This window comes from Ruminiclostridium hungatei (assembly GCF_002051585.1).
Taxonomy (GTDB): Bacteria; Bacillota; Clostridia; order Acetivibrionales; family DSM-1351; genus Ruminiclostridium; species Ruminiclostridium hungatei.
This window is the reverse complement of sequence record NZ_MZGX01000001.1, coordinates 173,315-195,039: the sequence shown is the minus strand read 5'-3', so window position 1 is coordinate 195,039 and position 21,725 is coordinate 173,315. Positions and strand designations below refer to the sequence as shown.

The 21,725-nt window shown below is 41.5% G+C and carries 28 protein-coding genes; 3 read left to right on the top strand and 25 right to left on the bottom strand.

Features of this window, described 5'->3' with window-relative positions:
• The first annotated feature begins 14 nt into the window (after window positions 1–14).
• Together CLHUN_RS00985 and CLHUN_RS00980 are read left to right on the top strand one after the other, a co-directional pair.
• On the top strand, window positions 15–1,085 hold the full coding sequence (locus CLHUN_RS00985) for a distal tail protein Dit (protein ID WP_080062699.1): 1,071 nt from the start codon (window positions 15–17) through the stop codon (window positions 1,083–1,085).
• A gap of 25 nt (window positions 1,086–1,110) precedes the next feature.
• A complete protein-coding gene (locus CLHUN_RS00980; RefSeq protein ID WP_165755615.1) occupies window positions 1,111–2,871 on the top strand; it encodes a phage tail protein in 1,761 nt (586 codons plus the stop codon).
• Window positions 2,872–2,885: 14 nt separating this feature from the next.
• Here the strand turns inward: CLHUN_RS00980 and CLHUN_RS00975 are convergent, their stop codons facing one another.
• The 6 genes from CLHUN_RS00975 to CLHUN_RS00950 form a co-directional block, all read right to left on the bottom strand.
• Entirely contained in the window at window positions 2,886–3,491 is a 606-nt protein-coding gene (locus CLHUN_RS00975; protein ID WP_080062697.1) for a hypothetical protein, read from the bottom strand.
• A gap of 125 nt (window positions 3,492–3,616) precedes the next feature.
• Window positions 3,617–4,765 carry an XRE family transcriptional regulator gene (locus tag CLHUN_RS00970; RefSeq protein ID WP_080062696.1) on the bottom strand — a complete coding sequence of 383 codons (1,149 nt, stop codon included), beginning with the start codon at window positions 4,763–4,765 and terminating at the stop codon, window positions 3,617–3,619.
• Window positions 4,755–5,408, bottom strand: a complete 654-nt coding sequence (locus tag CLHUN_RS00965) for a hypothetical protein (RefSeq protein ID WP_080062695.1) — start codon at window positions 5,406–5,408, stop codon at window positions 4,755–4,757. Before CLHUN_RS00965 ends, CLHUN_RS00970 begins: the two co-directional genes overlap by 11 nt.
• Before the next feature lie 171 nt (window positions 5,409–5,579).
• The gene (locus CLHUN_RS00960; RefSeq protein ID WP_080062694.1) at window positions 5,580–6,110 is read right to left on the bottom strand and encodes a hypothetical protein; all 531 of its coding nucleotides are present in this window, start codon (window positions 6,108–6,110) and stop codon (window positions 5,580–5,582) included.
• A gap of 19 nt (window positions 6,111–6,129) precedes the next feature.
• Window positions 6,130–6,696, bottom strand: coding sequence for a hypothetical protein (locus CLHUN_RS00955; RefSeq protein WP_080062693.1), 567 nt, complete (start codon window positions 6,694–6,696; stop codon window positions 6,130–6,132).
• The gene (locus CLHUN_RS00950; RefSeq protein ID WP_080062692.1) at window positions 6,693–7,166 is read right to left on the bottom strand and encodes an ASCH domain-containing protein; all 474 of its coding nucleotides are present in this window, start codon (window positions 7,164–7,166) and stop codon (window positions 6,693–6,695) included. The genes CLHUN_RS00955 and CLHUN_RS00950 overlap by 4 nt, the downstream gene beginning before the upstream one ends.
• Before the next feature lie 122 nt (window positions 7,167–7,288).
• On the opposite strand from CLHUN_RS00950, the gene CLHUN_RS00945 reads away from it, so the two are divergent.
• Window positions 7,289–7,522 (top strand): hypothetical protein, encoded by a 234-nt coding sequence (locus CLHUN_RS00945; RefSeq protein ID WP_080062691.1) that lies wholly within the window; start codon window positions 7,289–7,291, stop codon window positions 7,520–7,522.
• Between the two features lie 482 nt (window positions 7,523–8,004).
• On the opposite strand, the gene CLHUN_RS00940 is transcribed toward CLHUN_RS00945, so the two are convergent.
• From CLHUN_RS00940 to CLHUN_RS00860, 19 genes are all read right to left on the bottom strand, one after another.
• Window positions 8,005–8,433: a single-stranded DNA-binding protein gene (locus tag CLHUN_RS00940; protein ID WP_080062690.1), complete on the bottom strand. Its 429-nt coding sequence runs from the start codon at window positions 8,431–8,433 to the stop codon at window positions 8,005–8,007.
• Entirely contained in the window at window positions 8,426–10,174 is a 1,749-nt protein-coding gene (locus CLHUN_RS00935) for a DEAD/DEAH box helicase (protein WP_080062689.1), read from the bottom strand. Before CLHUN_RS00935 ends, CLHUN_RS00940 begins: the two co-directional genes overlap by 8 nt.
• Before the next feature lie 3 nt (window positions 10,175–10,177).
• Window positions 10,178–10,456 (bottom strand): hypothetical protein, encoded by a 279-nt coding sequence (locus CLHUN_RS00930; protein ID WP_080062688.1) that lies wholly within the window; start codon window positions 10,454–10,456, stop codon window positions 10,178–10,180.
• Complete coding sequence (locus CLHUN_RS00925) at window positions 10,453–10,815, bottom strand: hypothetical protein (RefSeq protein WP_080062687.1); 363 nt, start codon at window positions 10,813–10,815, stop codon at window positions 10,453–10,455. Before CLHUN_RS00925 ends, CLHUN_RS00930 begins: the two co-directional genes overlap by 4 nt.
• Complete coding sequence (locus CLHUN_RS22330) at window positions 10,775–11,179, bottom strand: hypothetical protein (RefSeq protein ID WP_207559119.1); 405 nt, start codon at window positions 11,177–11,179, stop codon at window positions 10,775–10,777. Before CLHUN_RS22330 ends, CLHUN_RS00925 begins: the two co-directional genes overlap by 41 nt.
• 14 nt (window positions 11,180–11,193) lie before the next feature.
• Window positions 11,194–11,670: a DUF1643 domain-containing protein gene (locus tag CLHUN_RS00915; protein ID WP_080062686.1), complete on the bottom strand. Its 477-nt coding sequence runs from the start codon at window positions 11,668–11,670 to the stop codon at window positions 11,194–11,196.
• A gap of 169 nt (window positions 11,671–11,839) precedes the next feature.
• Window positions 11,840–12,061 (bottom strand): hypothetical protein, encoded by a 222-nt coding sequence (locus CLHUN_RS00910; RefSeq protein WP_080062685.1) that lies wholly within the window; start codon window positions 12,059–12,061, stop codon window positions 11,840–11,842.
• The gene (locus CLHUN_RS00905; protein ID WP_080062684.1) at window positions 12,058–12,651 is read right to left on the bottom strand and encodes a 3D domain-containing protein; all 594 of its coding nucleotides are present in this window, start codon (window positions 12,649–12,651) and stop codon (window positions 12,058–12,060) included. The genes CLHUN_RS00910 and CLHUN_RS00905 overlap by 4 nt, the downstream gene beginning before the upstream one ends.
• Window positions 12,652–12,656: 5 nt before the next feature.
• Complete coding sequence (locus CLHUN_RS21970; protein ID WP_165755614.1) at window positions 12,657–12,812, bottom strand: hypothetical protein; 156 nt, start codon at window positions 12,810–12,812, stop codon at window positions 12,657–12,659.
• Window positions 12,805–13,809, bottom strand: coding sequence for a radical SAM protein (locus CLHUN_RS00900; RefSeq protein WP_080062683.1), 1,005 nt, complete (start codon window positions 13,807–13,809; stop codon window positions 12,805–12,807). The genes CLHUN_RS21970 and CLHUN_RS00900 overlap by 8 nt, the downstream gene beginning before the upstream one ends.
• Complete coding sequence (locus CLHUN_RS00895) at window positions 13,790–13,984, bottom strand: hypothetical protein (RefSeq protein ID WP_080062682.1); 195 nt, start codon at window positions 13,982–13,984, stop codon at window positions 13,790–13,792. The genes CLHUN_RS00900 and CLHUN_RS00895 overlap by 20 nt, the downstream gene beginning before the upstream one ends.
• Window positions 13,985–13,987: 3 nt before the next feature.
• The gene (locus CLHUN_RS00890; protein ID WP_080062681.1) at window positions 13,988–14,257 is read right to left on the bottom strand and encodes a hypothetical protein; all 270 of its coding nucleotides are present in this window, start codon (window positions 14,255–14,257) and stop codon (window positions 13,988–13,990) included.
• Complete coding sequence (locus CLHUN_RS00885; protein WP_080062680.1) at window positions 14,250–14,567, bottom strand: hypothetical protein; 318 nt, start codon at window positions 14,565–14,567, stop codon at window positions 14,250–14,252. The genes CLHUN_RS00890 and CLHUN_RS00885 overlap by 8 nt, the downstream gene beginning before the upstream one ends.
• The gene (locus tag CLHUN_RS00880) at window positions 14,564–17,083 is read right to left on the bottom strand and encodes a DNA methyltransferase (protein WP_080062679.1); all 2,520 of its coding nucleotides are present in this window, start codon (window positions 17,081–17,083) and stop codon (window positions 14,564–14,566) included. The genes CLHUN_RS00885 and CLHUN_RS00880 overlap by 4 nt, the downstream gene beginning before the upstream one ends.
• A gap of 9 nt (window positions 17,084–17,092) precedes the next feature.
• Entirely contained in the window at window positions 17,093–18,199 is a 1,107-nt protein-coding gene (gene dnaN, locus CLHUN_RS00875) for a DNA polymerase III subunit beta (protein ID WP_165755613.1), read from the bottom strand.
• On the bottom strand, window positions 18,183–20,219 hold the full coding sequence (locus CLHUN_RS00870; RefSeq protein ID WP_133051072.1) for a DNA cytosine methyltransferase: 2,037 nt from the start codon (window positions 20,217–20,219) through the stop codon (window positions 18,183–18,185). The genes dnaN and CLHUN_RS00870 overlap by 17 nt, the downstream gene beginning before the upstream one ends.
• A 25-nt stretch (window positions 20,220–20,244) precedes the next feature.
• Window positions 20,245–20,613 carry a hypothetical protein gene (locus CLHUN_RS22450; protein ID WP_242656402.1) on the bottom strand — a complete coding sequence of 123 codons (369 nt, stop codon included), beginning with the start codon at window positions 20,611–20,613 and terminating at the stop codon, window positions 20,245–20,247.
• A gap of 103 nt (window positions 20,614–20,716) precedes the next feature.
• The gene (locus CLHUN_RS22445; protein WP_242656401.1) at window positions 20,717–21,361 is read right to left on the bottom strand and encodes a hypothetical protein; all 645 of its coding nucleotides are present in this window, start codon (window positions 21,359–21,361) and stop codon (window positions 20,717–20,719) included.
• Between the two features lie 8 nt (window positions 21,362–21,369).
• Entirely contained in the window at window positions 21,370–21,723 is a 354-nt protein-coding gene (locus CLHUN_RS00860; protein ID WP_080062676.1) for a hypothetical protein, read from the bottom strand.
• Window positions 21,724–21,725: the final 2 nt, after the last annotated feature.

Below are 21,725 nucleotides of genomic sequence, written 5' to 3'. Positions count from 1 at the left end.
GGGGTGAGATAGAAATGGCGAATTATAACTCAGGAAGAATTTACAATCGAAGGATAGCAAACGGAGGCGCAAGTTATAACTCTGCTCCATTTGTAATAATAGTATTGGATTCCGGCTATGGAATAGATGAAGTTAAAAATATTATTTCGGCAGTAAATGTTACAGATGATGCATTAGGAGCAGACTCTATAGTTCTTATTGCAAATATCGAATTTAAGGAGCAGTCAACTTCCGTTGGCGAATTAGTGTCTATAACATCCACTGTAAGTGTATCTGACGAGGCAAACGGGGACGACACCATATCCCCTATAAAGGCTATGGTTGAGGTAAATGAGACTGCAAACGGCGTTGATAATGCCAATGTAGCAGGCGCCTTCTTTGTTATAGATTCAAATGATATTTTTCAGCCTCTCGGAGTCATGGTTCTAAGAGATAGCCGATTTGAACTTATCCCATCCACCAGGGACAGTACTGATGAAATCCCGGGTATGCATGGTGAGTTTGATTTTGGGAGTGAATTCAATTCCCGAGCTTTCGACCTACACGTTGCAACAGATGAAGGCTATTCACCTTTAGAAAAGGCCCAGCTCCAAAGACTTTTTGCAAAGTATCTTGACCCTACTAAAGGTGCCAAGACATTAATATTCTCTGATGATATCGAAAAAACGTACGTAGTAAAGTACTCAGGTAAAATTGACCCTACTCAGTATCCAACGTGGTTTGAGTTTACAATACCTTTTAAAATGTCGAACCCTTTTATAATGGGTTCGTTTGAGAATGCCCTTACTGGCAGCGGTATACTTGTTAATAGGGGGACATTTGAGACCCCGATTACAATTGAAATAGCCGGTCCCGTAATCAACCCCTCGTTAACAATTGGTGGCCAAACCATTTCGTATACAGGTACGGTCCCGTCTGGCCAGACCCTTGTTATAATCTCAAAAGGAAGTTCAGGTACTGCTAAGTTAGCTGGAGCAAATGCTATGTCTGGATATAACGGAGCATTCCCTTCCCTGCCGCCCGGGGAAACAAATGTTACAGCAGGAGAAAATGTTACTATCCGCTGGAAGGATAGATGGTTATAAAAAAATAATAGGAGGAGATGTTTTTATGGAGATACCAAAATATATTGAGGTGAAAACAAGCAGCGGCCAAAGGGCCGCTTTTTTATCACCAAATGATGATGAAGATAGCATAAAAGACTGTTTTATTGATTGCCGCCTGAATGCCGAAAGCACACTTGAATTCATGATACCTGCAACATCTGAGAAGATTTCTGAACTTACCCCGGAATGTCAGATATGGGCCGGGGGCAGAGTTTATTCGCTGTTGATATCTGAGTCATCTGACACTACCCGTGATGATAAAAACAGACTGTGGGCAAAGTATATGGCGGTCGAAAGATGGAAGAACCTCGAAACCAGCTTTGTAGAGCCATACATAACAAATGACCCAACTATCCCCCACCCTGCTGATCTCACCGTAATAATAGTCGGTGGCGGCACAAACTTATCCGGAGGCATATACCCTACAGGTTCGGCGGCCCATGCCCTTCGTGCTGTGCTCCAGGGCTCTGGGTGGTCTCTCGGCATCTGTGATGTCCCGGGAACACACGACCTTGAAATGGAAAAGGATAACCGGCTCACTATCATACGCCAGATACAAAACCTGTGGGGAGGCCATCTGGTTTGGGACTCAGTTAATAAGATTGTGCATCTCAGGGATAGCTCACAATGGCAGAATTATACTGGATTTCAGGTGAGGTATAAAAAGAATTTGAAGCATATCACCCGTACGCAAAGTAACCGGCTCGTTACTAAGCTTTACTGCTTTGGACATGACGACCTTGATATATCCTCTGTGAATGGCGGCGTGAAGTTTCTGACCAATAACAGCTATACTCCAAGAGAGTATGTCGGTGTTTATAAAAACCAGGACATATATAATGCCCAGGAGCTTAAAGAAAAAGGTACTGCTGAGCTTTTAATGAACTGCCGTCCTCGATACAAATACTCTGTCAAAATGGTTGACATCAGAACTCTTCCCGAGTACTCCCATGAAGACTTTGCTGTCGGAGATTTGGTTGATGTGGCTGATGAATCGGTTGCACCAGAGACACCCCGGGTGAGGTTGTACCGGCACAAATATAATGTGTTCAAACCCTGGATTTGCGAACTTGAAATTGGCGACCCGGTTGAAAGACTTGTAGAGAATCTTAAGGCTTCATTTGAGACTAATTCATTTATTGATAATACCTTCAAAGGTAATGGACAGATAAGCGGTTATAGCATAGAGAATCTGACCATCACCAACGCAAAAATTAATGACCTCTCTGCAAACAAAATTACAGCCGGAACTATCAACGCGACAATTAGTATCACATCACCAACAATCAATGGAGGAGCGATAAATGGTACGACCATCACTGGCGCGCTGCTCAGAACATCCAGCAGCGGCAATAGACTTGAAATAACCACCAATGGTCTGTCAAGCTATTCTACAGGTTTGGTTAAGACAGGAATATCAATCACCAATGACAGTTCTATTGGCCTCGGAGATTTGCAATACTACCACAATAATACTCTGCAAGGCGGCCTGCAGTATAATACCAGTGATGCCATGTCTTTGTATTCGCGGAATGGCAAAAGCATTGATCTATCGTCAGATTCTGATATTTACCTATCTCCCAAAAGAGCTTCTGGTGGAAGAATACATGGCATTCTTGTAGAAAATCACTTACAACCTCCACATAATCACGGCATTGGCCCTGGGGTTCATATTGCAACAGTAGACCCTGCAACTGGCGCAGTCAATGGTATGGTTACATGGTCTGCTAGTGGAGGATTTGAATTAACCCATAATATATATTAAAGAATACCTAGGGGTTATTCCTCTAGGTATTCTCCTAAGAACTTTATATTATAATAAGGTGTGCCGTTATAATTTACGTAATTGAATGGGTCGGCATTACGAGTTTCTAAAATCAGTGTCCCGTCCATGTATATCTTTCTTACTCCTAATTTTTCAATTTTTACTGTTATTTTATTAAATTTATGCAGATCACGTTCAACCACGTAAATATCGCCATTGTATCTGACTGCACTATATCTGCCGTAGGTAGTTACTTCCACATCCTCATCACCAAGAACAGTCACATTATAGTAAAGCTTAGACCCATCAATCTCCGGAACCGTATAATCAGGCAAACCAACACTGACAGCAGGTTCGGTGGTTGACTTGGCCATAGGGCTTATCTCAATCTGCTTTTTCTGGCTATTGAACTTAGCATCAACACCTGCAGCCTTCAGGTCGGCCAACTTTATATATGTTGAACCCTTTATGCTATAAGCTTGTATATCGGCTTTTGAGCCGTTTATCAGTATTGGGAATGGACTTGGCACTGCTTCAAGTTTTACCGCCGCAGCAAAAGCTCCAAGTGACAGAACTGTTATTATTAACCCTGTGAGTAATCCGGATATGTACTTTTTCATGGAATCGCCCTCCTTTATGAATATTATATCAATATTAGTAATATTGTAAATAGCTGTAAAATATATTTGAATTCCTTGGAAATAGGAAAAAACAGACCTTGTATTTAAACAAGATCTGACAATTCTTACTTTTTTAATCTTAATGGGATAATATGACCTGATAGTGATAGTGTGCCTCTTGGTAGATTAGTTAATGCTTCTATTTCTTCTATTGGCAAACATAAATCCTCCACAATTTTTTCATTATTAAGACTGTTATCTTCAAGCATTATTTCTACTGCTTGTTTTAGCATTACCGGACTTTCAGGAATAAGTTCATCGTCCAGAGGCTCATTTGTCCTCATTTTCCTTATTGATATCTGTTTTCTTAAATATAAAATTTGATTCTCATTAAGAATTCCAAGGTCCGAACATCTACAAATCATTGCCTGAATAGATACTTTCCAGCGACGTTTTAAATTAATAAAATGGTCTAATGATGTAGACATTACCTCTTGACCAAAACTGTTTCTGGGAAGGAGAAAAGCACCTGCAAATCTGTTTGCTTCCTTTTCAATAGTTTTTATATAATTTTCATCATCATAATTATGTTGATCCGAATCAATGTGTAACAAAAGATGCCCTAATTCGTGAGCGGCGTCAAACCTTGTTCTTACAGCACAATCTTTATCTGAACTTAAATAAACATATGGAGTTTCCCCTTTCCATTGGGAGAATGCATCAATTTTTTTGTCTTTAATTGAGTTTCTTGCAACAACAAAGCCGTTTTTTTCTAATAGCAACAGAACATTACTTATAGGTCCTATTCCAAGCCCCCAGCTTCTCCGAACATGCTCCGCTATATCTTCTATTTCGTCTTGGCTTAATTCCTGACCAGTTAAAAAATTGCTCATTTCAGGAGCTTTAACTTCTGGGAAATCCACATGTTGTTTTAAATATAGATATATCTCTTCTAGCCAATCTGTTCTAACTGTTACTTTGTTTTTACCGCTTTTTTTAGCCGCTTTTAAACTTCTAAAAAAAGCAGGACTATAAAAGGTAATGCTCTCCAACCCATTTGTTCTAGGCAGCGGTTTGTAGAAAAACCCTACAGGAAATTCAAAAATCTCGACCATTTTTCTTAAAATTAAATGAGTTGGCTCTGAATGTCCTAATTCATACTGAGAAACGCACTGCCTTGTTATCCCCAATAATTCAGCTAATTGAGTAGTAGTTAAGTCTCTGGATATTCTGGCTTCTCTTATCCTTTCAGGGATTACTTTTTTATTTGACATCTCCTGTCATCCTTTTTTTAAGATATTTCTTTGCCGATACTATTCGTTCATCAGTTATCTCTTCTTCTGGTACTAAGTCAGCTTCTGGTTCTGTTATAATAAATGGTTCAGGCATTAACCTCATTAAACAATCATTTAACCAGTTTCCATTTTGATTGTCAGGTATTCCTAAGTTAACGAAGCTCAAACCCCTTATATATTTGCCGTGAGTTAGTATTGCATAATATCTTTGCTTTAAATCATTTTCGAATGCCTCAAATATTGACATCTGATTATTAAGACTGTTATTTATACGAAAATCTGCTTTTCGAGGCAACTTGCCATTTCTATTGATTTGGCTTATTGTAAATATGAAATTCTCAGACAAAAATTCTGTGTGAAAATGACTCCCTGCTTTATTTGGAAGTATTTTATATGTAAACGGCAACTCTCCTTCGTCAATTTTTCGCATGAATTCACATTCAACAACTATATCGCTAAAAGAAGTAATAATATTTCTCCCAAGTATTGAACCCAGATAATCCCAATCACCTTCAAGTACTTTGACAATTTTATATGATTGCTTAATTGTTCTGACAAACTCTGTTCGAATTTTCCTTGGGAAATCTTGCCCTAATAACTCTTTACCGTTAAAATCACTCATGCGCACCTCCAAATAGCACTGATTAGTTATGCAAGTATACTACCATATAATACATACTAATGTCAATATGAGGGAAGATTTTTTTATTATTGTCAAGTGATATAAATGTTGTTTCTCTTACCTGGATGATACATGAGGTAAAAACCAAGAGTACAATCAACTAAAAAGGGGCTATTCGCCCCTCCCCTTCATTATCCCCATGACTTCCTGGTACGTTTCAACTGAAATCTGTGCCGCCGATATCAGCCGTGCTATGCTGTAATTAAAAATCCTCTTCGCATGGCTGACGCTAATAAATACCTCGGCTTTTTTGAGTTCAACCGCCACATCTTTCCACGGCGTTTCGGCTCCTTCCTGGTATCGGAAGCCTAATATCGTTCTCTGCATTCTCGTAAGCGTTTTTATGCCTGAATTCAAGCCTTCAATGACATTACATAATGTTGTAACATCTCTCTGTAGCTGCTTCACATTCTCCCTAGAAGCATACCTAAACTCCATGGCTATTCTGGCAGTTTTGTTTGATATTGCTCCGAGCCCTGGAAGACCGCCCCCGACAACAGGGCCGTTCATACAGGCTGAATATATATCTTCGTCTGCATCCTCCACAAGTGTTTCAAGTCCTCGTTTCATGCTCTCGCAGGCCACTGTTATAACCGGTAAGCTTTTCAAAAGATGCTTCATTTCTTCTGGCCGTATTAACATATTTATGACCCCGTTTCCTTTAGGCTATAAGTTTTAGTATGTCTTCAAGGGCAGCCTTAACCTTGGACATATTTTCTTTCAGAGCTGTATTCTCTCCAGTTAGCGAATGATTTTCCTGAAGGATTGATTTTATCCTCGTAATAATCTCAAGCTCTTCATTTGCACTACATGGTGTCTCGGCCAAGATGTCTGGCTTGTGCTGCGCCAGTGATGATTCTTCTGTACCATGAAGCTTCTTGGCTACCACATCACTTTTCAGATTGTTTGTAGACACATAATTCTTTACGCTACTTATAGACACAGCAAATTCTTTTGCTGCTATTTTATAAGCTTCAGCAGTGAATCCGTGCTCACTGCATATTTCAATAAGTCTTTCTTTCTTAATCTTCTTCATGAATATGTCCTTTCTGACCATCCCCGGGATGGCGGCAATCTCTGATTTCCTTTTTTCAACTTGAACAGTAGCAGGCCCGTATTCTTTCACTTCTTCTGGCGTCATTTTTCTTATAAGGCATCTTCCATCTTTTCTATCCTGCCGGTTGTCAGGGTCTATCCTCCAATGCCCACTTATACTAAATGGATTCATTCTGAATCACCTTCCCAGTTCCAAAGGCCTTGTTGGCCTTTTGCAGGGATAGGTTCCGGCAGCATCTTGACGTTTGCCAATTCCCAAGCGAAGCGACCTTCTCCCCAATCGCCAAAGCTTTGCTCTTGACGTGGTATATATTCCACCTTGTCAAAATCATAGGCAGTATTCGGGCATTTCACGATATGAAGTCCATTATCTAAAGTATCATACACCCGATAACAGCCGATAAGCTCAGCCGTGGCGATAATACATCCCCTGGGTAAATCATCCAGTTCTATTATGCCAAGTTCCGCCCTTACTTTATCGATGATATATCTTATGGTTTCCCTTATACTACTTGGCTTCTGTGCCGCTGCATGTATTGCTATCGGCCCACGGTATTTGGTCGGCCATGACCTGGTTTCATATTTTTTAGCTCCGCAAGCAATAAGTGATGCCCACGGTTGCCAAATGGTTATTGCTTTCAAATAAATCACCCTTTCTATGTTTCTATGCTTTGAATGTGAACTGGAATCTCCTTGTCCCTGCTTTACATTACTTGTCGGCTGCTGTATAATATTTGTAAAATTTACATGAATAGGAGAACAAAATGTTTGATATATTTGTGGTTATAAAAGCTTTTCGGGAACCCATAATGGTATTTCTCCCGATTTTTGCTGTAATGCTTGTTCCGGCTATCATTAAATTAATAATCCGCAAGTTAGTATATAGATTTGCATTAGTAGCAGGAGATAGTAGAAGGTCTGCCCGAAAAAAATCCAGGATTGCGGGAGATATTTTTGACCTAGCGTCCACTGCTAAAGACTTAACCAGTAAAAAATAGTACTACTGTATGTCTTTGGGCTCAAATTCGTTACAACCCCTTTGAGAATAATTTAAAGGGCATCCCTCGTTGAAGCCGTTATCCTTCCAGCATTGCCATTCTTGATTCAATTCTGAATAATTGATAAATCTGCAATCACAGCAATAATTTAAACTCATTTATATCACACCTCCTATTCATTTCACGAATTATCTGATTCTTTTTCCAATTCCTGAATCAAAATCAAAACTTTTGAGTTTATCAGCATCAACCAATTACCTCACTCCTTTACGTAATAGCCTAATATCCTTTATTTATATCCCATCCCCTCATATTCTCTGTAATATGAGGACTTAACTTTCCCACAATGCTCACAGACTATATAAATTGTTTCACCAGATATAGAATGATACATGCTCTCTTTTCTTGCATGTATAAAGTTGTGCTTACAAAGCAATTGCTTAAACCGTGATTTTTTCTTTATCATCCTTTACACCATCCTTTCAAAATGGAAGCTCATCATCCTCGTCAATTGGATAGAAACCATCTCCCGATGATGGAGGATTCTCGGAATAGGTTCTGGGTGCCGGACTTCCGCCCCCCGTCTCTCCGCTTCTCTTACTATCTGCAAAATAAGCCTCCTCCGCTACAACCTCCGTAACATAGTGCTTCTTACCCTCGTTGTCATCCCAGGTCCTTGTCTGGATTCTGCCAACTATAGCTACCTGTATTCCCTTTGTGAAGTACTTTCCCACAAACTCAGCCGTTTTACTCCATGCCACAACGTTTATGAAATCTGCCTTTGGCTGACCCTCTTGCGCAAATCTCCTATTTACAGCCAGAGTAAAACTTGCGACTGCTGTGTTGTTACCTGTTGTATATCTGAGTTCAGGCTCCTTAGTAAGGCGACCCATGAGTATTGTTTTATTGATATGTCACTCCCCCTTTCAACTTCTCAACTATCTTGTTCATATGTTCCGTTGCCTTCTGTTGAGCCAGCATTTTATCTTCCTCAGTTTCTGTCTTGTCCCCCATGATTCCAACGAATTGAGAAACCTTCAGGCCAAGGAATTCTTGAATGGTTTCATCTGTGCCTTCCTCAGCCACAAGGTAATAGCACAGGATAGAATCTTTGTTTTCGTCTACGCCAATTCTTTGTACCCTATCTTCTGCTTGGCTGTGTATTGCTGGCGACCAGTCCAGTTCACCGAAAACAACGCAAGAAGCACCTTGCAATCCATCAATACCTGCTGCAGCTCGGAGAGAAACGCAGCACAGGTTCGTCTCTCCGTTTTTGAAAGCCCATACGGATTCATCTTTTTGATTTAAAGTTTCTTTTCCCGTAATGAATACTGGATGAAACTCCTCCAGCTCTTCCTTGAACGTTTCCCAGACCGCATGATGATAAGCAAAAAGCAGAATTCGTTCCCCGGCATTCAGTAGCATTTTGACAAACTCAGCCACATATGGAGCCTTTGCAATACCAATGGCCTGTCTGGTTTCATTTACAATATCCCTGGACATTCTCCCTTTTTCAAAACGATCATTGATACTATCAATCATTTTGGCCTTGCTTACAGCAGACTGAATAAGGTTACTGTAGGTGCCGGTATCAAAATCAATCGTCTGAACAACCCGGCGTTTTGGAGGAAGTTCTTTAAGCACGTCTGCCTTTCGCCGCCTGAGCATAAGTCCTTCGCGCCTGAGATAGTCACCCAATAAGTCTGGATTCTTGACTACATCTGAACCATAACCAAAGCACCATTCCCGTGTAAAACTGTCCCAGTCACCTAAGCAGTGGTACTCTATTATATTCATTACACTCCAAATTTCACCGCCCCTGTTGTATATTGGAGTACCCGATAGGCCTATTACATTTTCACATCTGGAAGCTACCAGGGATGCCGCACTGTATTTCTCGGTGCCGGTATGGCGCAGCTCTTGGATTTCATCCAATATGATAGCCTTGAATCCAATTTCAGGCAGAACATTTTTCCAGCCCCTAAGCAAAAGGTAATGGATGATATATATACTTGCCTCTGGCAACTTGTACGGTCTTAATCCCTTAATAACATGCACAGACTCTTTCTCGTTTTCTTCAAATAAGGAAACCACTTTTCGAGGGAGCTTCAAAAATTTGTTTATCTCTTTCTGCCAATTGCGTATTAAATGCGGGGGGACTATAAGCAGAGCAGGATAGCTTTGAGTAGATGCAAGAAAAGCAATTGCCTGAACAGTCTTTCCTAAACCCATTTCATCTGCCAAAAGTGTTCGACTATTATGAAGCATGAAAGTATGCCCTTCCTCTTGAAACCCCTTCAGTTCGCCAATAAAGTCCATGGAAGGCCTTACCCTATACGGACGCTCATTGAGTTCCTGCCGCTTTATAACATGCTCAACAGCTTGCTCATATGACGAATTCCATAGCTCTGGTTGCTTAATTTGAAGAGGATATCTCTGCATCAGCCAGTTTAAATCCCCGTTGATTCGTTTTGTGTTCTGGAATCTGGCCAATCCTGAACCCTTGCCTGAGCATCCGGGGAATATCCTTTTTGCCATGTCAATAATACAAGGTTCGCCTTCTATTACCCAAGAATCGGTATCCTGCTCATACTCAAGTGAGCCATAAAAATAGTCAGCAGTCTCTATTTTGTTTAAATATGCTGGAATCATGGATTACCTCCTGCTCATGGGGAGGCCATGCATCTTTCGCCAATTATTTGATTTATGCTTAAATGCATCAAAGCCAACTACGACATTTATCTCTTTAGCGGATATAAAGGTAATAGACATTTCAATTGAGCATTCTAATGGTGGAGTCAAGTCGCTATGCTCTGTTTCAGATTCATTGAATGAAAGAGTTATATCTTGAATTAAGTTCGGAATCTCCTGTAAATTGCCTTCAATATCTCTATTATATAATTTTGCGACTTTTGGATTAATTGTATTGATCATAGTGCAATCCCCCACAGTTTATTTAATCCCAGGGAAACACAAGGTTTGCCGTTCAATATCTTTGGAATGTCCATATTCTTTTCTATAACAAGAATAATTCCCTTTACTCGGTCAAATTCAGAGTATCTTCGAAGTTGACTTATTGCCTGCATTTTATTTGGCTTGCCTTTCTTAACTTCAATAGCAATCCCATCATTTGAAGTGAGAAAGTCAACCCTGTTTCCTCTACCAAGATAGCACTCTCTTTCATGCGTAATGCCTGCTGCTATCAGCAACTTTTCAATTTCGGCCTGGAGGTCAAATTCTTCATTGATTGGATTAATCCGAAGAGTTTTGAGAACATCTATTATTTGTTGCAAGGCCATCTCCTCCTTCCAATTCCGCAATCCACTTCTTCAAGTCTTGTTGCAGCACATAATTATCAGTCGCATGCATATATGCTCTTAATGCAGTTCTGGCCGCCAAATCTTTATCTGGTCTAAGGACGAAACATCCTTCCACAGGCTCGTTGTTCCTTGCCTTAAATACACGGTATTTCACCTTAAGCCCTGGATATTCACTCTCATATTTTTTCAACTTATCAATTTCTTGTTGCTGAGCTTCGATAACCTCAATTAATTCCTTGCCATGCCGCGCCATTGTTTTTACTTGATGTCCAAACACAGAGTGGTCAAGACCACAAAAATAATCTTTAAGAGAACCGATGTCTTTGTTGTTAATCAAAACATAAACCTCCTTTATATCGCCCACTTAACCGGCTTCAAATCTGCTTTAAGATACAAAGGGTGCTTTGGATAACCATCCTTTGTAATACCCAAATAGTGTAACTTTGGAGTTGTCTTTAGCAATTGGATAATACTGCTCTGCATACTCATGTAGTTTCCTTTAGTTCCCCAAGCTGCTATAACAATCTCAGCCCCATTAATTGCCTTAATAACATGACCATGGTTTTCAGGTCCAACGGGGTCAATAACCTTGGTCAATTCTTTCGGATTTGTAGCCCGGTATGCAAAGAGATTTACAACCTTTATCCCGCCGTAACCCCAACTCCGGGCATAATTCATACAGCGGCGTATTGTCGGGTCATCCTCCTCTGCATCAGCCGTGGAGGGATTCAGCATAATGAACACTGCTAATGGCTTTGTTTCGTCCCATATTCGCCAGAGCAAGTATCTGTATTTTCCTGTTTCGTCTATGATTGCACCTTTATTCATACCTTTATTCCTCCCAATTCAGCCCGAATTCATTATCGCGGTATTTCCTTTCTTGCTGTGTTATTCCATTTCCGATATCTTTAAGCTCACAATCTGAAAGATTTGCAACTGACGGTGGCCATCCAGCAATACAAACCATATTCTCCGGCTTGTTTACTCCAAGGACAAATCAAGTTTCACCTGTAGGCTTATGCAGAACTGAACTACCTGCTTTTATTTCATTCTTCTCCGGACAATTAATACACGTATAATAAGTTTCTGTTCGGCTTATTGCACCGGTTTGCTTCTTGGTTATCTTTTGAGAAAACTGCTTCGCAGGAATCATTGCGCCACATTTCCGGCACTTTCTGGCCCTGTTGCTACGAACCATTTCAAGGCTCATTTCTCTCACTTTTCATCATCCTCCCCCAATACATAAACATCAAACATCTTTACACCAAACTCCTGGCAAGCATCACTGTCAGCCATATACACATCGATACAATTCCGTTTAATTGCGCTACCTCTGTCTGCCACAACGAAAATTCCATTGTTGGGCTTATCCCGGAAGTAAGGTATGTATATTCTGGTCCCGAATGGAAGCTCTGGTCCGGTCGCAATTGTACTCCATTCCTTCACCGGTTCACCACTGGCCGTAATCCCATACAACGGATGGCTGGGCCGTTTTCCACAGGATTCCACGGACAGGTCATATGCTGTTACTCTCATCTTTCGAACATCTGCACTGCCACGGGATATTTTATTATCAAGCTCTTTTCGGTTGGATTCAATTTTGGCTGATAGCACTTTGATTTGTTCAGTAATATCACTGATATCTGATGATATTGACGGCAACGCTTCCATTTGCTGCTGCAAGTCTTCTATTTGTTGATTCATAATACCTATACTGTCCTGGTTTTCAAGCGCCAAGCTGTTGTACTTCCCCAGTAAAACAAGCATAAACACAAGAACCATAGCCACTGCAAAATCTTTAAATTTCAATCTTCTTACTCCTCTCTCCAAAACGCTTCCCGCTCTTCCAGCGTTGGCTCTGGAATCACATCTTCCTTCTGGACAATAGGATAATACTTGTCCAATAACTTCTGTGGTGGCATATGGCCGTAGTGGCCTTTATACCAACTGATATACTGGTGTCTATCCATCCGCCCACGCTCCTTCAAATAAGTTCAATTGATTTTTGTTTTGTGACTTTACCCATGGTTCAAACTCTTCAAAACTGCATACTGTATGCTTTCTGCTGTTTACCCAACCTGCAAAACACTGATGTTTTACTGTCGGGTATGCTTTGTTGTAGGGCATTACATAAGGCTTAACTCCTTGCTCAATAAGTTTTCTGAATCTATACATATCCTCTTCAAAAGTGGTATCATATCCGGTTAACATCATGCAGATGTGCTTATACAGTTTGACATGCTCTGAAAGTATCTTTATCCCTTCAAATACCTGTCTTTCAAATGGCATCAAGTCCCAGGCATAATGTATACTTCGAAGATGCTTAACCTCGCTCAATGCATGTGCAATTCCTGGTGTTACCAACCTTACGTCAATTCCTTGTGTAATGTCCACAACAAGCCCTCTGTCCCGTATTTCGTGCAGCTTTTCTATACAATCTGGGTCGGCAGTCAAGTTATTGTCCAGTAGAATAATTACATTTGACTTTGGATTGATAAGGTCTTGAATCTCTCCTACTCTATGAAATTTACCTTCCTTTGGCGGTACAAAGCAGAATCCGCAGTTTCGGATACATCCCCGGGAAGTAAATCCCATGCCAGCATTAACAATCGTCTCAGCCTTTTTAATTTTGCTTTCCTTGGTAGCAATACCGCCTTTAATTCTTGGCAGGATATCGGATACTTTGTATAAATTATAGTCGGGCTTGTAAGCTTCGATTTCTGCCGGAAGTGTTTTGTGAATATCCCAACCGGTGCCGCCGACTTCAATCTCTGCATTCGGGTAAAGCAGCATAATTTTTTCGACTTTTGATCTATTCCATGTAAACAAGACTGATATGTAGACTTTATCCGGATTGATGCATTCATTCAGGAATACTTCATCGCCAAGGGATTTGTGCCAGGTTGAGAGCTTCATCAATGCAAGATTTGGTAGCTTCCCATCTACATCAATTAGTAGTACTCTCATGGTTTGCCTCCTCCTTACCCGGGATTTGCTTCCGGCCATACTCTTTAAAATCCTGACATATATCCAAAGCGTCTACCAATATTGCCTTGGGTTTTATTTTGCATGTACCTGCTGTTCCGTGAAAGGCAATGTAATTCTCGCAGATGTAACAACATTTTTCTTCCGGCTCACTCATGACTTAGCCTCCTTCCGCACATTGGACAGTAGCCAATTTTAATGTATCGGTTTTAGGGTTATCCGGTAAATTATCATATAGCCTAAGATTTTGACCATCTGTATTTATAAATAAATGAACTTCTTCCCCGTTTACTGATTCGCCCAAAATTATGTCAATGATATCTTTGTAGGGTACTTTACAATACTTGCATCCTTGTTCCCGCTTCTGCTTTTCTTCAAGGGATTTGATGTGACCTTTGCAGTAATCGATAGTCTTTTCTATTTCATTCATCAGAATCACCCCAATCCAGACTTTTGCCACAACTGCCGCAAAATTCAGCACCTATGTCATATATGTGTTTCATACAGTCAGGGCATTTATATATTTCATAAGACGGGCCCCTGACACATTCGTTATAATCTGTCATTAATTCGGTAATAACTTTCTTTGATATCTGTTTTTCAAGGGCCTTAATAGCCTGGTATTTAGCTATCATTCTGTCACAAGCAGTGCAGCCGCCTTCCTTATCTGCCCCGGTAGCGCAATTTCCACAGAGAGTTAACTGTTTTAGAGTTTGTATAGCCTTTAGCGCTTCATTCATCCCAGGTCCTCCATTTCCTCTCCAAAGAAATCAAATAACGACGGAACTCTTACATCTGCATCTGCCGCCTGCAGGTAGCCTACTCCATCCCGGAAGTAGTTCGAAGCTAGTTCACACCCCCAGCCTTTACGCCCTAAATCCAATGCTACGTTTGGAATTGTCATTAGTCCCCCGAAAGGGTCTCCTACCAATTCGCCCGGATTGGTATATCTGTTGATGATTCTTTCGGGAATATCTATCTGAATCGGGCATACATGGTTCTGTAAACGTTTTTGAGTCTGTTTCGCATTCAAAGTCTTAAAGCGTAAGATATCATCCCAAACTTGGTCTGTCCAGCTACCCGGCGCCACGACCATGAAACTCCCAGGAAGCTTTCCATCTTCATCAAGTTTTTTCGATATTTCAACATGCTCAGCATAACTGTAAACTGTCTCACGAGAATACTTTGTATATGCAGCTTGAAGTTTGTTCACCGAGATATCTAATAATTCTTTCTTAGTTAATAACCTATTTCCAGATGATCTCCAAAGGGCATGAGCATCAATTTGCCACTGTGCCCGGGTATATTCTTCCTTAGATTTTACAACTGGAACATCTGCGTATGCGTTGCTGGTATCGCTCGGCAGCTTCCTGAATAGCAATATGTACTCAGGGCAGCCGACTCCCATCTTCGTTCCGTCCTTGCAGCATTCGCTCCATCCAAGGCGGTAGGTCTGGTTATTTTCCCGGACGACATCAGTAACTACTGTTATCATCCCGAAATACCTAAAACCATGTTTCATATAGTGCTGTATGCATAGAGCATGAAATGGTTCCATTGTGGGGAATCCATCACCTGTTGTATTACCAAACAACACACGGTCCTTAACGTGGCAGGCAAATACACGGCCAGGCTTAAGTGTTCTGAGAAGGTTTGGGGAAAGGTAGTCCATCTGTTCTAAGAATGCCTCAGTGTCCGGATTGAATCCAAAATCATTGTAACTGGCTGAATATTCATAGTGATTCCCGAACGGTATGCTAGTGTGCAGCAGATCAAAATAATTATCAGGCAATCTTTCGAACTCCAGAATGCAATCGTTGTTTACCGCTGTAAAGTTCTTTCCCTTTACTTCCACCCTTTTTACCCCCATTGTCCTAGACATCTTCTCCATCATTGATGTGCTGGATAACCCGTATTTCTTAATGATATCCGTCATCCTCTTGACCTGGTATTTGTGCAGTTCCCACTTTTTCAGCAGTACCTGAAGGATTCTGCGCTCTCGGCTGGTGTGTATAATATCGATAATAACTTTTTCTGTTTGCAAGAAACGAAGGACCCTGTGAATTGCTTGAATGAAATCTTCAAATTCATAATCAATACCTAAGAATACCTCCCGGTGGCAATGCCGCTGAAAATTGCAACCACTCCCACTTAGTTCCTTTTTCGTGCCAAACAGCCTGAATTTGCCATCTGAGAAGTCAATAACTCTCTGCTCACGGATCTCATAATCTTGGCTGCCATAAATATCAACCATATCAGGAAGGGCTTTCTTGATAGCTTTCCGCTCATCCTCCAGGTCGTGCCACAAAATGAAATGGTCGTCTGGGTTCTCATTGACTATTTCAGCCATCTTTACGACTCTCTCATCAATGCTCCTGCGCTTTTCCTTCATAGCATCAGGCAAGGAGACAACCTCATCATCCTGAATTTTCATCCTGCCATCTCGGTCTGTTACATACAATTCCCGGTCTACCTGTATCTCATGATATCTGACCTCCAATGGTGGCAGGTCGTATCCTTCGTCAGAATATTCGGGACCCAAGTCTGAAGGCTGTGTTATCCATAAAGCCCATGAGCTGCACCAAAGCCAGAATTCGTCCTCGTGGTGGGGATATAGAGTGAGGTTATTTGCTTTGGTTGAGTCTCTTTGGAAGAATCTTGTTAAGGCCTGCCCTGAATCCATAATCTCCAAAAAAGCAGCGTAATGTATAAGCTCTTTTAGCCTGTTCGGAGAGGGTGTGGCAGTAAACGCAAACTTATACTTCACCCCCTTGAACTTTATCATGAACGTCTGATATGTATCGCTGCCGTAACTTCTCAATACGGCTGCTTCGTCGAGTGTACAAACTGTAAAGTATGTCGGGTCTATATCTCCATCCCTTACACGCTCATAGTTTGTAAGGAGAATATCCGTAGTTGTTGCATATATTTCAGCCATATTGCGGACGTATTGTGGTGGCTCCATCCCGAGAATCCGAACTGCGTCCCTTAAGAACTCCTGCTTTACCCCGAGCGGCAAAACTATCAGTGCCTTGCCGCCTTTATGCTTTTGAATAATCCGGCATATCTCCAGGTTAACTATTGTTTTTCCAAGTCCCCAAGATTTGAATATCGCTCGTCTGCCGCCCTTTATCCCCCAGACAACTGCTGTTCTCTGATGTGGCTTTAAAGCAGGATTCACCTCGGAGATATCAATATCAAACCCGGTCTCAGGAGCAATGTCCATCTTTCGCTTTAAAAATGCTAAGTATCCCATTGGTTACACCTACCTAGTCCGGACAAGCGGAATGATGTAGATGTAATCATCCCCTTCCACCGGAGTTATAAATAACGGTGTTTGCTCTCCAGAGAAATTTAAAATCACTTCTTTGTCGTCAATGCATTTCAGGCAATCCATGACTCTTCGAGGGTCAATGCCAATTTTTTTAAAGTCACTACCCTTTATATCTCCAGGGATTTTTTCATCAAAGGAGCCTTTTTGCCCAGAGCTTTTCAATGTTAAGCCACCCGTATTTGAACTGACCTCCAATGCATTGACCACCGACCCCTTTGCGCCAGTTTCGAGCACTAACGCAGCTCTTTCTAACGATTTCATTATGCTTTTTCTATCTACGCTTACTTGTGTTTCATGTGCAATAGATATCCATCTTTTGTAATCTAAAAAGCTACCTTCAACCGTTCTGATATTTGCTTGGATGTTGTCTGTATACAGAACAGCCATATTTTCACCAATTGACAAGGATATGTTTTCTTCGCCAGACAACACCTTGGACATACCTTCAAGAGATTTCCCGTTCAACAGTGTACTTATATCCGGTGCATTCATGCTTCTCCGCTGTAAGGCAAAAGTATAAGTATCAGTCGCGATGACATTTATCCTCCCGCCCAAAATATCAATTTTTATTCCTGAATATACTGGCTTTTCCTCACCGTCATATACCGTAAATGCAACCTTACTGATTAATTCTGAAAAAATTGATTTACTTATTACCATTCTGCCTTTTTCAGTTATTGTTTGCATTCCTGGATATTCACCCTTAAGAATTGGAAGTTTCATGACGGTCTTACCTGCTTCAATATTCATTTCCCTATCGTTTGTAAGAATGTCTATTTCTTCATCAGGCATCTTTTTTATGATTTCACTAAATAGCTTTGAATTAACAACTACATTGCCCGGCTCAATAATTTCACATTCAACCGTTAATTTTATCGCCGTTTCGAGGTTATTGCATGTCAAATGAAGTTTCCCATTGTCAGCCGACTCGAGCAAAACCCCCTCAAGAATCTGCGTATTAACCTTTCCTACTGGTGCCACTTTCAAAACTATATCTAAAGCTTTTACGAGCTCGCCTTTATCAATTGCTATCTTCATCAAAGTACCTCCTGACCTCATCAAACTTATTTTTTACCCATATTTTCAAATTGGAGAATCCCCAATGAACATCACCCAGCATGTTTGGCATAAGCGTCTGAAGTAGCGCATTCCCTATAGCTGTTGCTGTCTGAACAGGAACTGCATTGCCGATATACTCACGTGCCTTGCCGTCGCTGCAATCAATGAGCTCAAAAGGAGTGCCGTCCCTCATGGTCCTAGGGAATCCCTGCAACATAGCCATTTCATAAGTCGTTATTGGTCTGTGCCAGGTGCCATCTGCTGCAATGATTATGTAGATACCTCTATCATCTGGTTCTGGAATCCTCGGGTCAGCTACAGCAGCTGCTCCGGCATGAATATCTCCGCTGGCTGTAACCGTCTTTGCTGGTTCACCCCAATCCATTACGCCGTAGTTTCCAGCCCCGGACCATTTCCGTGGATCTGCCACATTGAGAGCGCCACTTTGAATATCTGTCTGGCCAATGACTGTCGTTGACGGTTCCTCCCAGGGAATAACTTTATATGTACCTGGATATCGTCCATTCCTTTCATTCAACCTCGGGTCGGATACAGCGGCAGGGAAATTGTGAACATCCATACTTGAAGTCAATGTAACTGATGTATCATCCCAGTTTTGTACACCGTATGCTCCTGGTCTGGCATCGCATTTCAGTCTTGGGTCTGCAATGATTCCAGAACCTGCTCCACTTGGATTTGACGAGCCTGTAATCGTACCAGACGGCTTATCCCATTCCTGCACTTTTCTTATCTGTGTCCTGCGCCATGTTGGATGTTCGATTCGTGGGTCCGCCACGTTCAAAGCACCATTTGATACACCTGCCCCACCAATTACGGTTCCAGAAGGCTCGTCCCATGACTGTACTTTACTTGAATTGGCGGCGAACTTTGGCACCTTTGGACCAATGCTTTCGGGTTCTATATCGTTATCTTCAATTTCACCTAACAAATCCGTACCGAAGCTTTCAGCAAATCTCTGGATATTCGGGTCAGCATAAATTGGGGCTCCACTGCCTAATCTACTTCCGGTTACTGTTGGACTTGGTTCATCTGCCGAAACTACCCTGTATTTATTGCCATATCCCTGAACAAATTCAATCCTTGGGTCTGCTACAGCCGAAACGCCTGTTGATTGTCCAACTCCCTTTGTTGATGATGTGACTGCATTTGAAGGCTCGTCCCAGGGAACTATTCTCCATGCACCTTTCCATTGATCTCTACCAAAATTCTCAAGAGCTCTCCAATCCTTTCCGGCCGGTATGAGAGCTAGGCGTTCCCATGTTCTCCATGCAAGGTTTGGGATTCGGTGCATTTTACCGCCCTTTTCCATATCCCCCGGCATAGGCAACGGACCAAGAATATCACCTATGGATTTGAGTGGCAGTTTCGGAGGCTGGAATACAAAGTCAGGAACCTTGTCAGGTAATCGCGCTATTAGCAGGTATCGCACCCTATGTTGCCCGAGTCCTCCCCAATCACCGCAATCGTACAAATCCTCATGAAAAACATATCCGCGTAACGCAAGCTTGCGTTTTATCTTTTTCAAGGTTTCAATCCCACGTCCTTTATCTCTGATTCCAGGAACATTTTCCATTAGCAGGATAGCTGGTAGGTCATCGAACCATGCCTCAAGAACCAGGTCAAATACTCTTTCAGGTAGCTGAAGTAAACGGCTAAATCCTTTGCATGGAGGGGACATTACCACCACATCCGGAGTTTTTCCACATTGCTCCCGGACTTTGGCGGCAGTCAGCTCTTCCCACTCAGGTCCAGGTTCTTCACCATGGAATAATACGAATTGCTCTCGGGTAAAAAGGTCGGCGCATATTCCTTTGCTCCCGGTTATACGTTCATAATTCTTAATAACTGTCGGGTCATTGTCATACCCGGCCAACATCTCAAATCCACCTGCAATGCCCTTGTATTCGTTTTGGGATTGCTTAAGGCCAAGTGTCTGACCGCCCGCTCCACAGCAAAATGCCGCGACGTACAACTTCATTTCTTTATCTGTTAAATTCACTTAATCACTCCTCATCTATATCCGGGTCAAAGTCCGGCTCATCTGGGTAATAGTCAAATAGGCTTGTTTGCTCATATTCAATATATTCATCCTCCCATTTCACTCCGATATAATCTAAAACCCTACCCCATCCGAACTTTTCACCAGTTACTTGGTCAGTAGCGCACCTGTACATCCAGAATTCCCATTCTTTAAAATTGTCCTGTCGAAGCCTATCAAACCTATGAGGTCGCTTTTCCATGTGAATACCAAAACCACACATCTGACATCCAGTTCTTTGTGCCCGGGTAGTTCTTAAATGACCATTGCGATCTATTGCGATTTCTCCGTAAATCTTTGGAACCGGTACTTTTAGATTGATTGCTAACTGCAATAAGTCTTGTCTCTGAAATATAGCAAATGGGCAACTTCGGATAGTTGTGTCACTGTAATAATTGCATCCATTCTTGGTTAAACCAAGCTCTCTTTGCCCTCCCTCAGATGCCAAGCCCGAGGTAAGGAATCATATTATTAGCCTTTTGCCAGTCCTCGCAAGGCTTCTCTTTCATCCATTTGCAACATTCAGGAGAAACATTGAACGGTGCGCAACCTTTGCATTGCGCATATTCCCAAGGTATTTCCGGTCTGTGTTCAGCATATAATCCTCCGAATAATTGAATCCACTTATCAGGAAGTTTTATTTTGTTGCTATGCTGGAACTTTCCTTGCTCACCCATATCCCCGGTCATTATTGCATGGATAAAAGTTTGTTTTGGGTTATTCGGCTTTTGCAGGTTTTCTATTTTGCGAGCTTTAGCTTTACTAATAACAGGAAATCCAAATTCTTCAATGACTTCAACTTTGCTTTTATATGGTTTTAATATCTGGATTCCAGGTATTTGCTCATGAATTTTTTGAATACTTTTATCTTCAAGGCTTGATACTGATACCGGAACTACATCAATATTTAAGGATTTTAAGAAGTAATAAAGCGTTAAGCTATCCAGCCCGCCTATGCTCACGCAAATGTTATAACCATGAGCTTCTGCCCAATCACGGTATTCATAGGCTTTTATCTCTGCATGCACAAATTTAGCCGGTGTTGGCAAGCTCTGTTTTTGCCTAAATTCATCTGGTGTCATTTGCGACCTCACTCATTAATAATTTTTGTTACAGGGTCCTTCCAGAACTCCGGCGGTTCCAGACGGACAAATATCCTCTCACTCTTTCTGTAAACAATAATCTTCCCTGGAGCCATAAACCTTCCGGCATAGGCCCGTATATCTTGTTCCCATTGTTCCACGGTCTTGTTGGCATTAAGCTCAACAACCAGACGCAATTGCTCCCAAATCTCGTCCATTCTCTTTATAACTTCCTGAAAGGCTTTTTCAGCCCTGTCCCTATTCTCAGGAGTATCAGTCATATATTTGGTACGTTCGTATTCTTCAGCCTTCCGCAATCGGCCTTTCAGTGTTTCAAGCTCTATAATCAAATTCGTGTCCATGA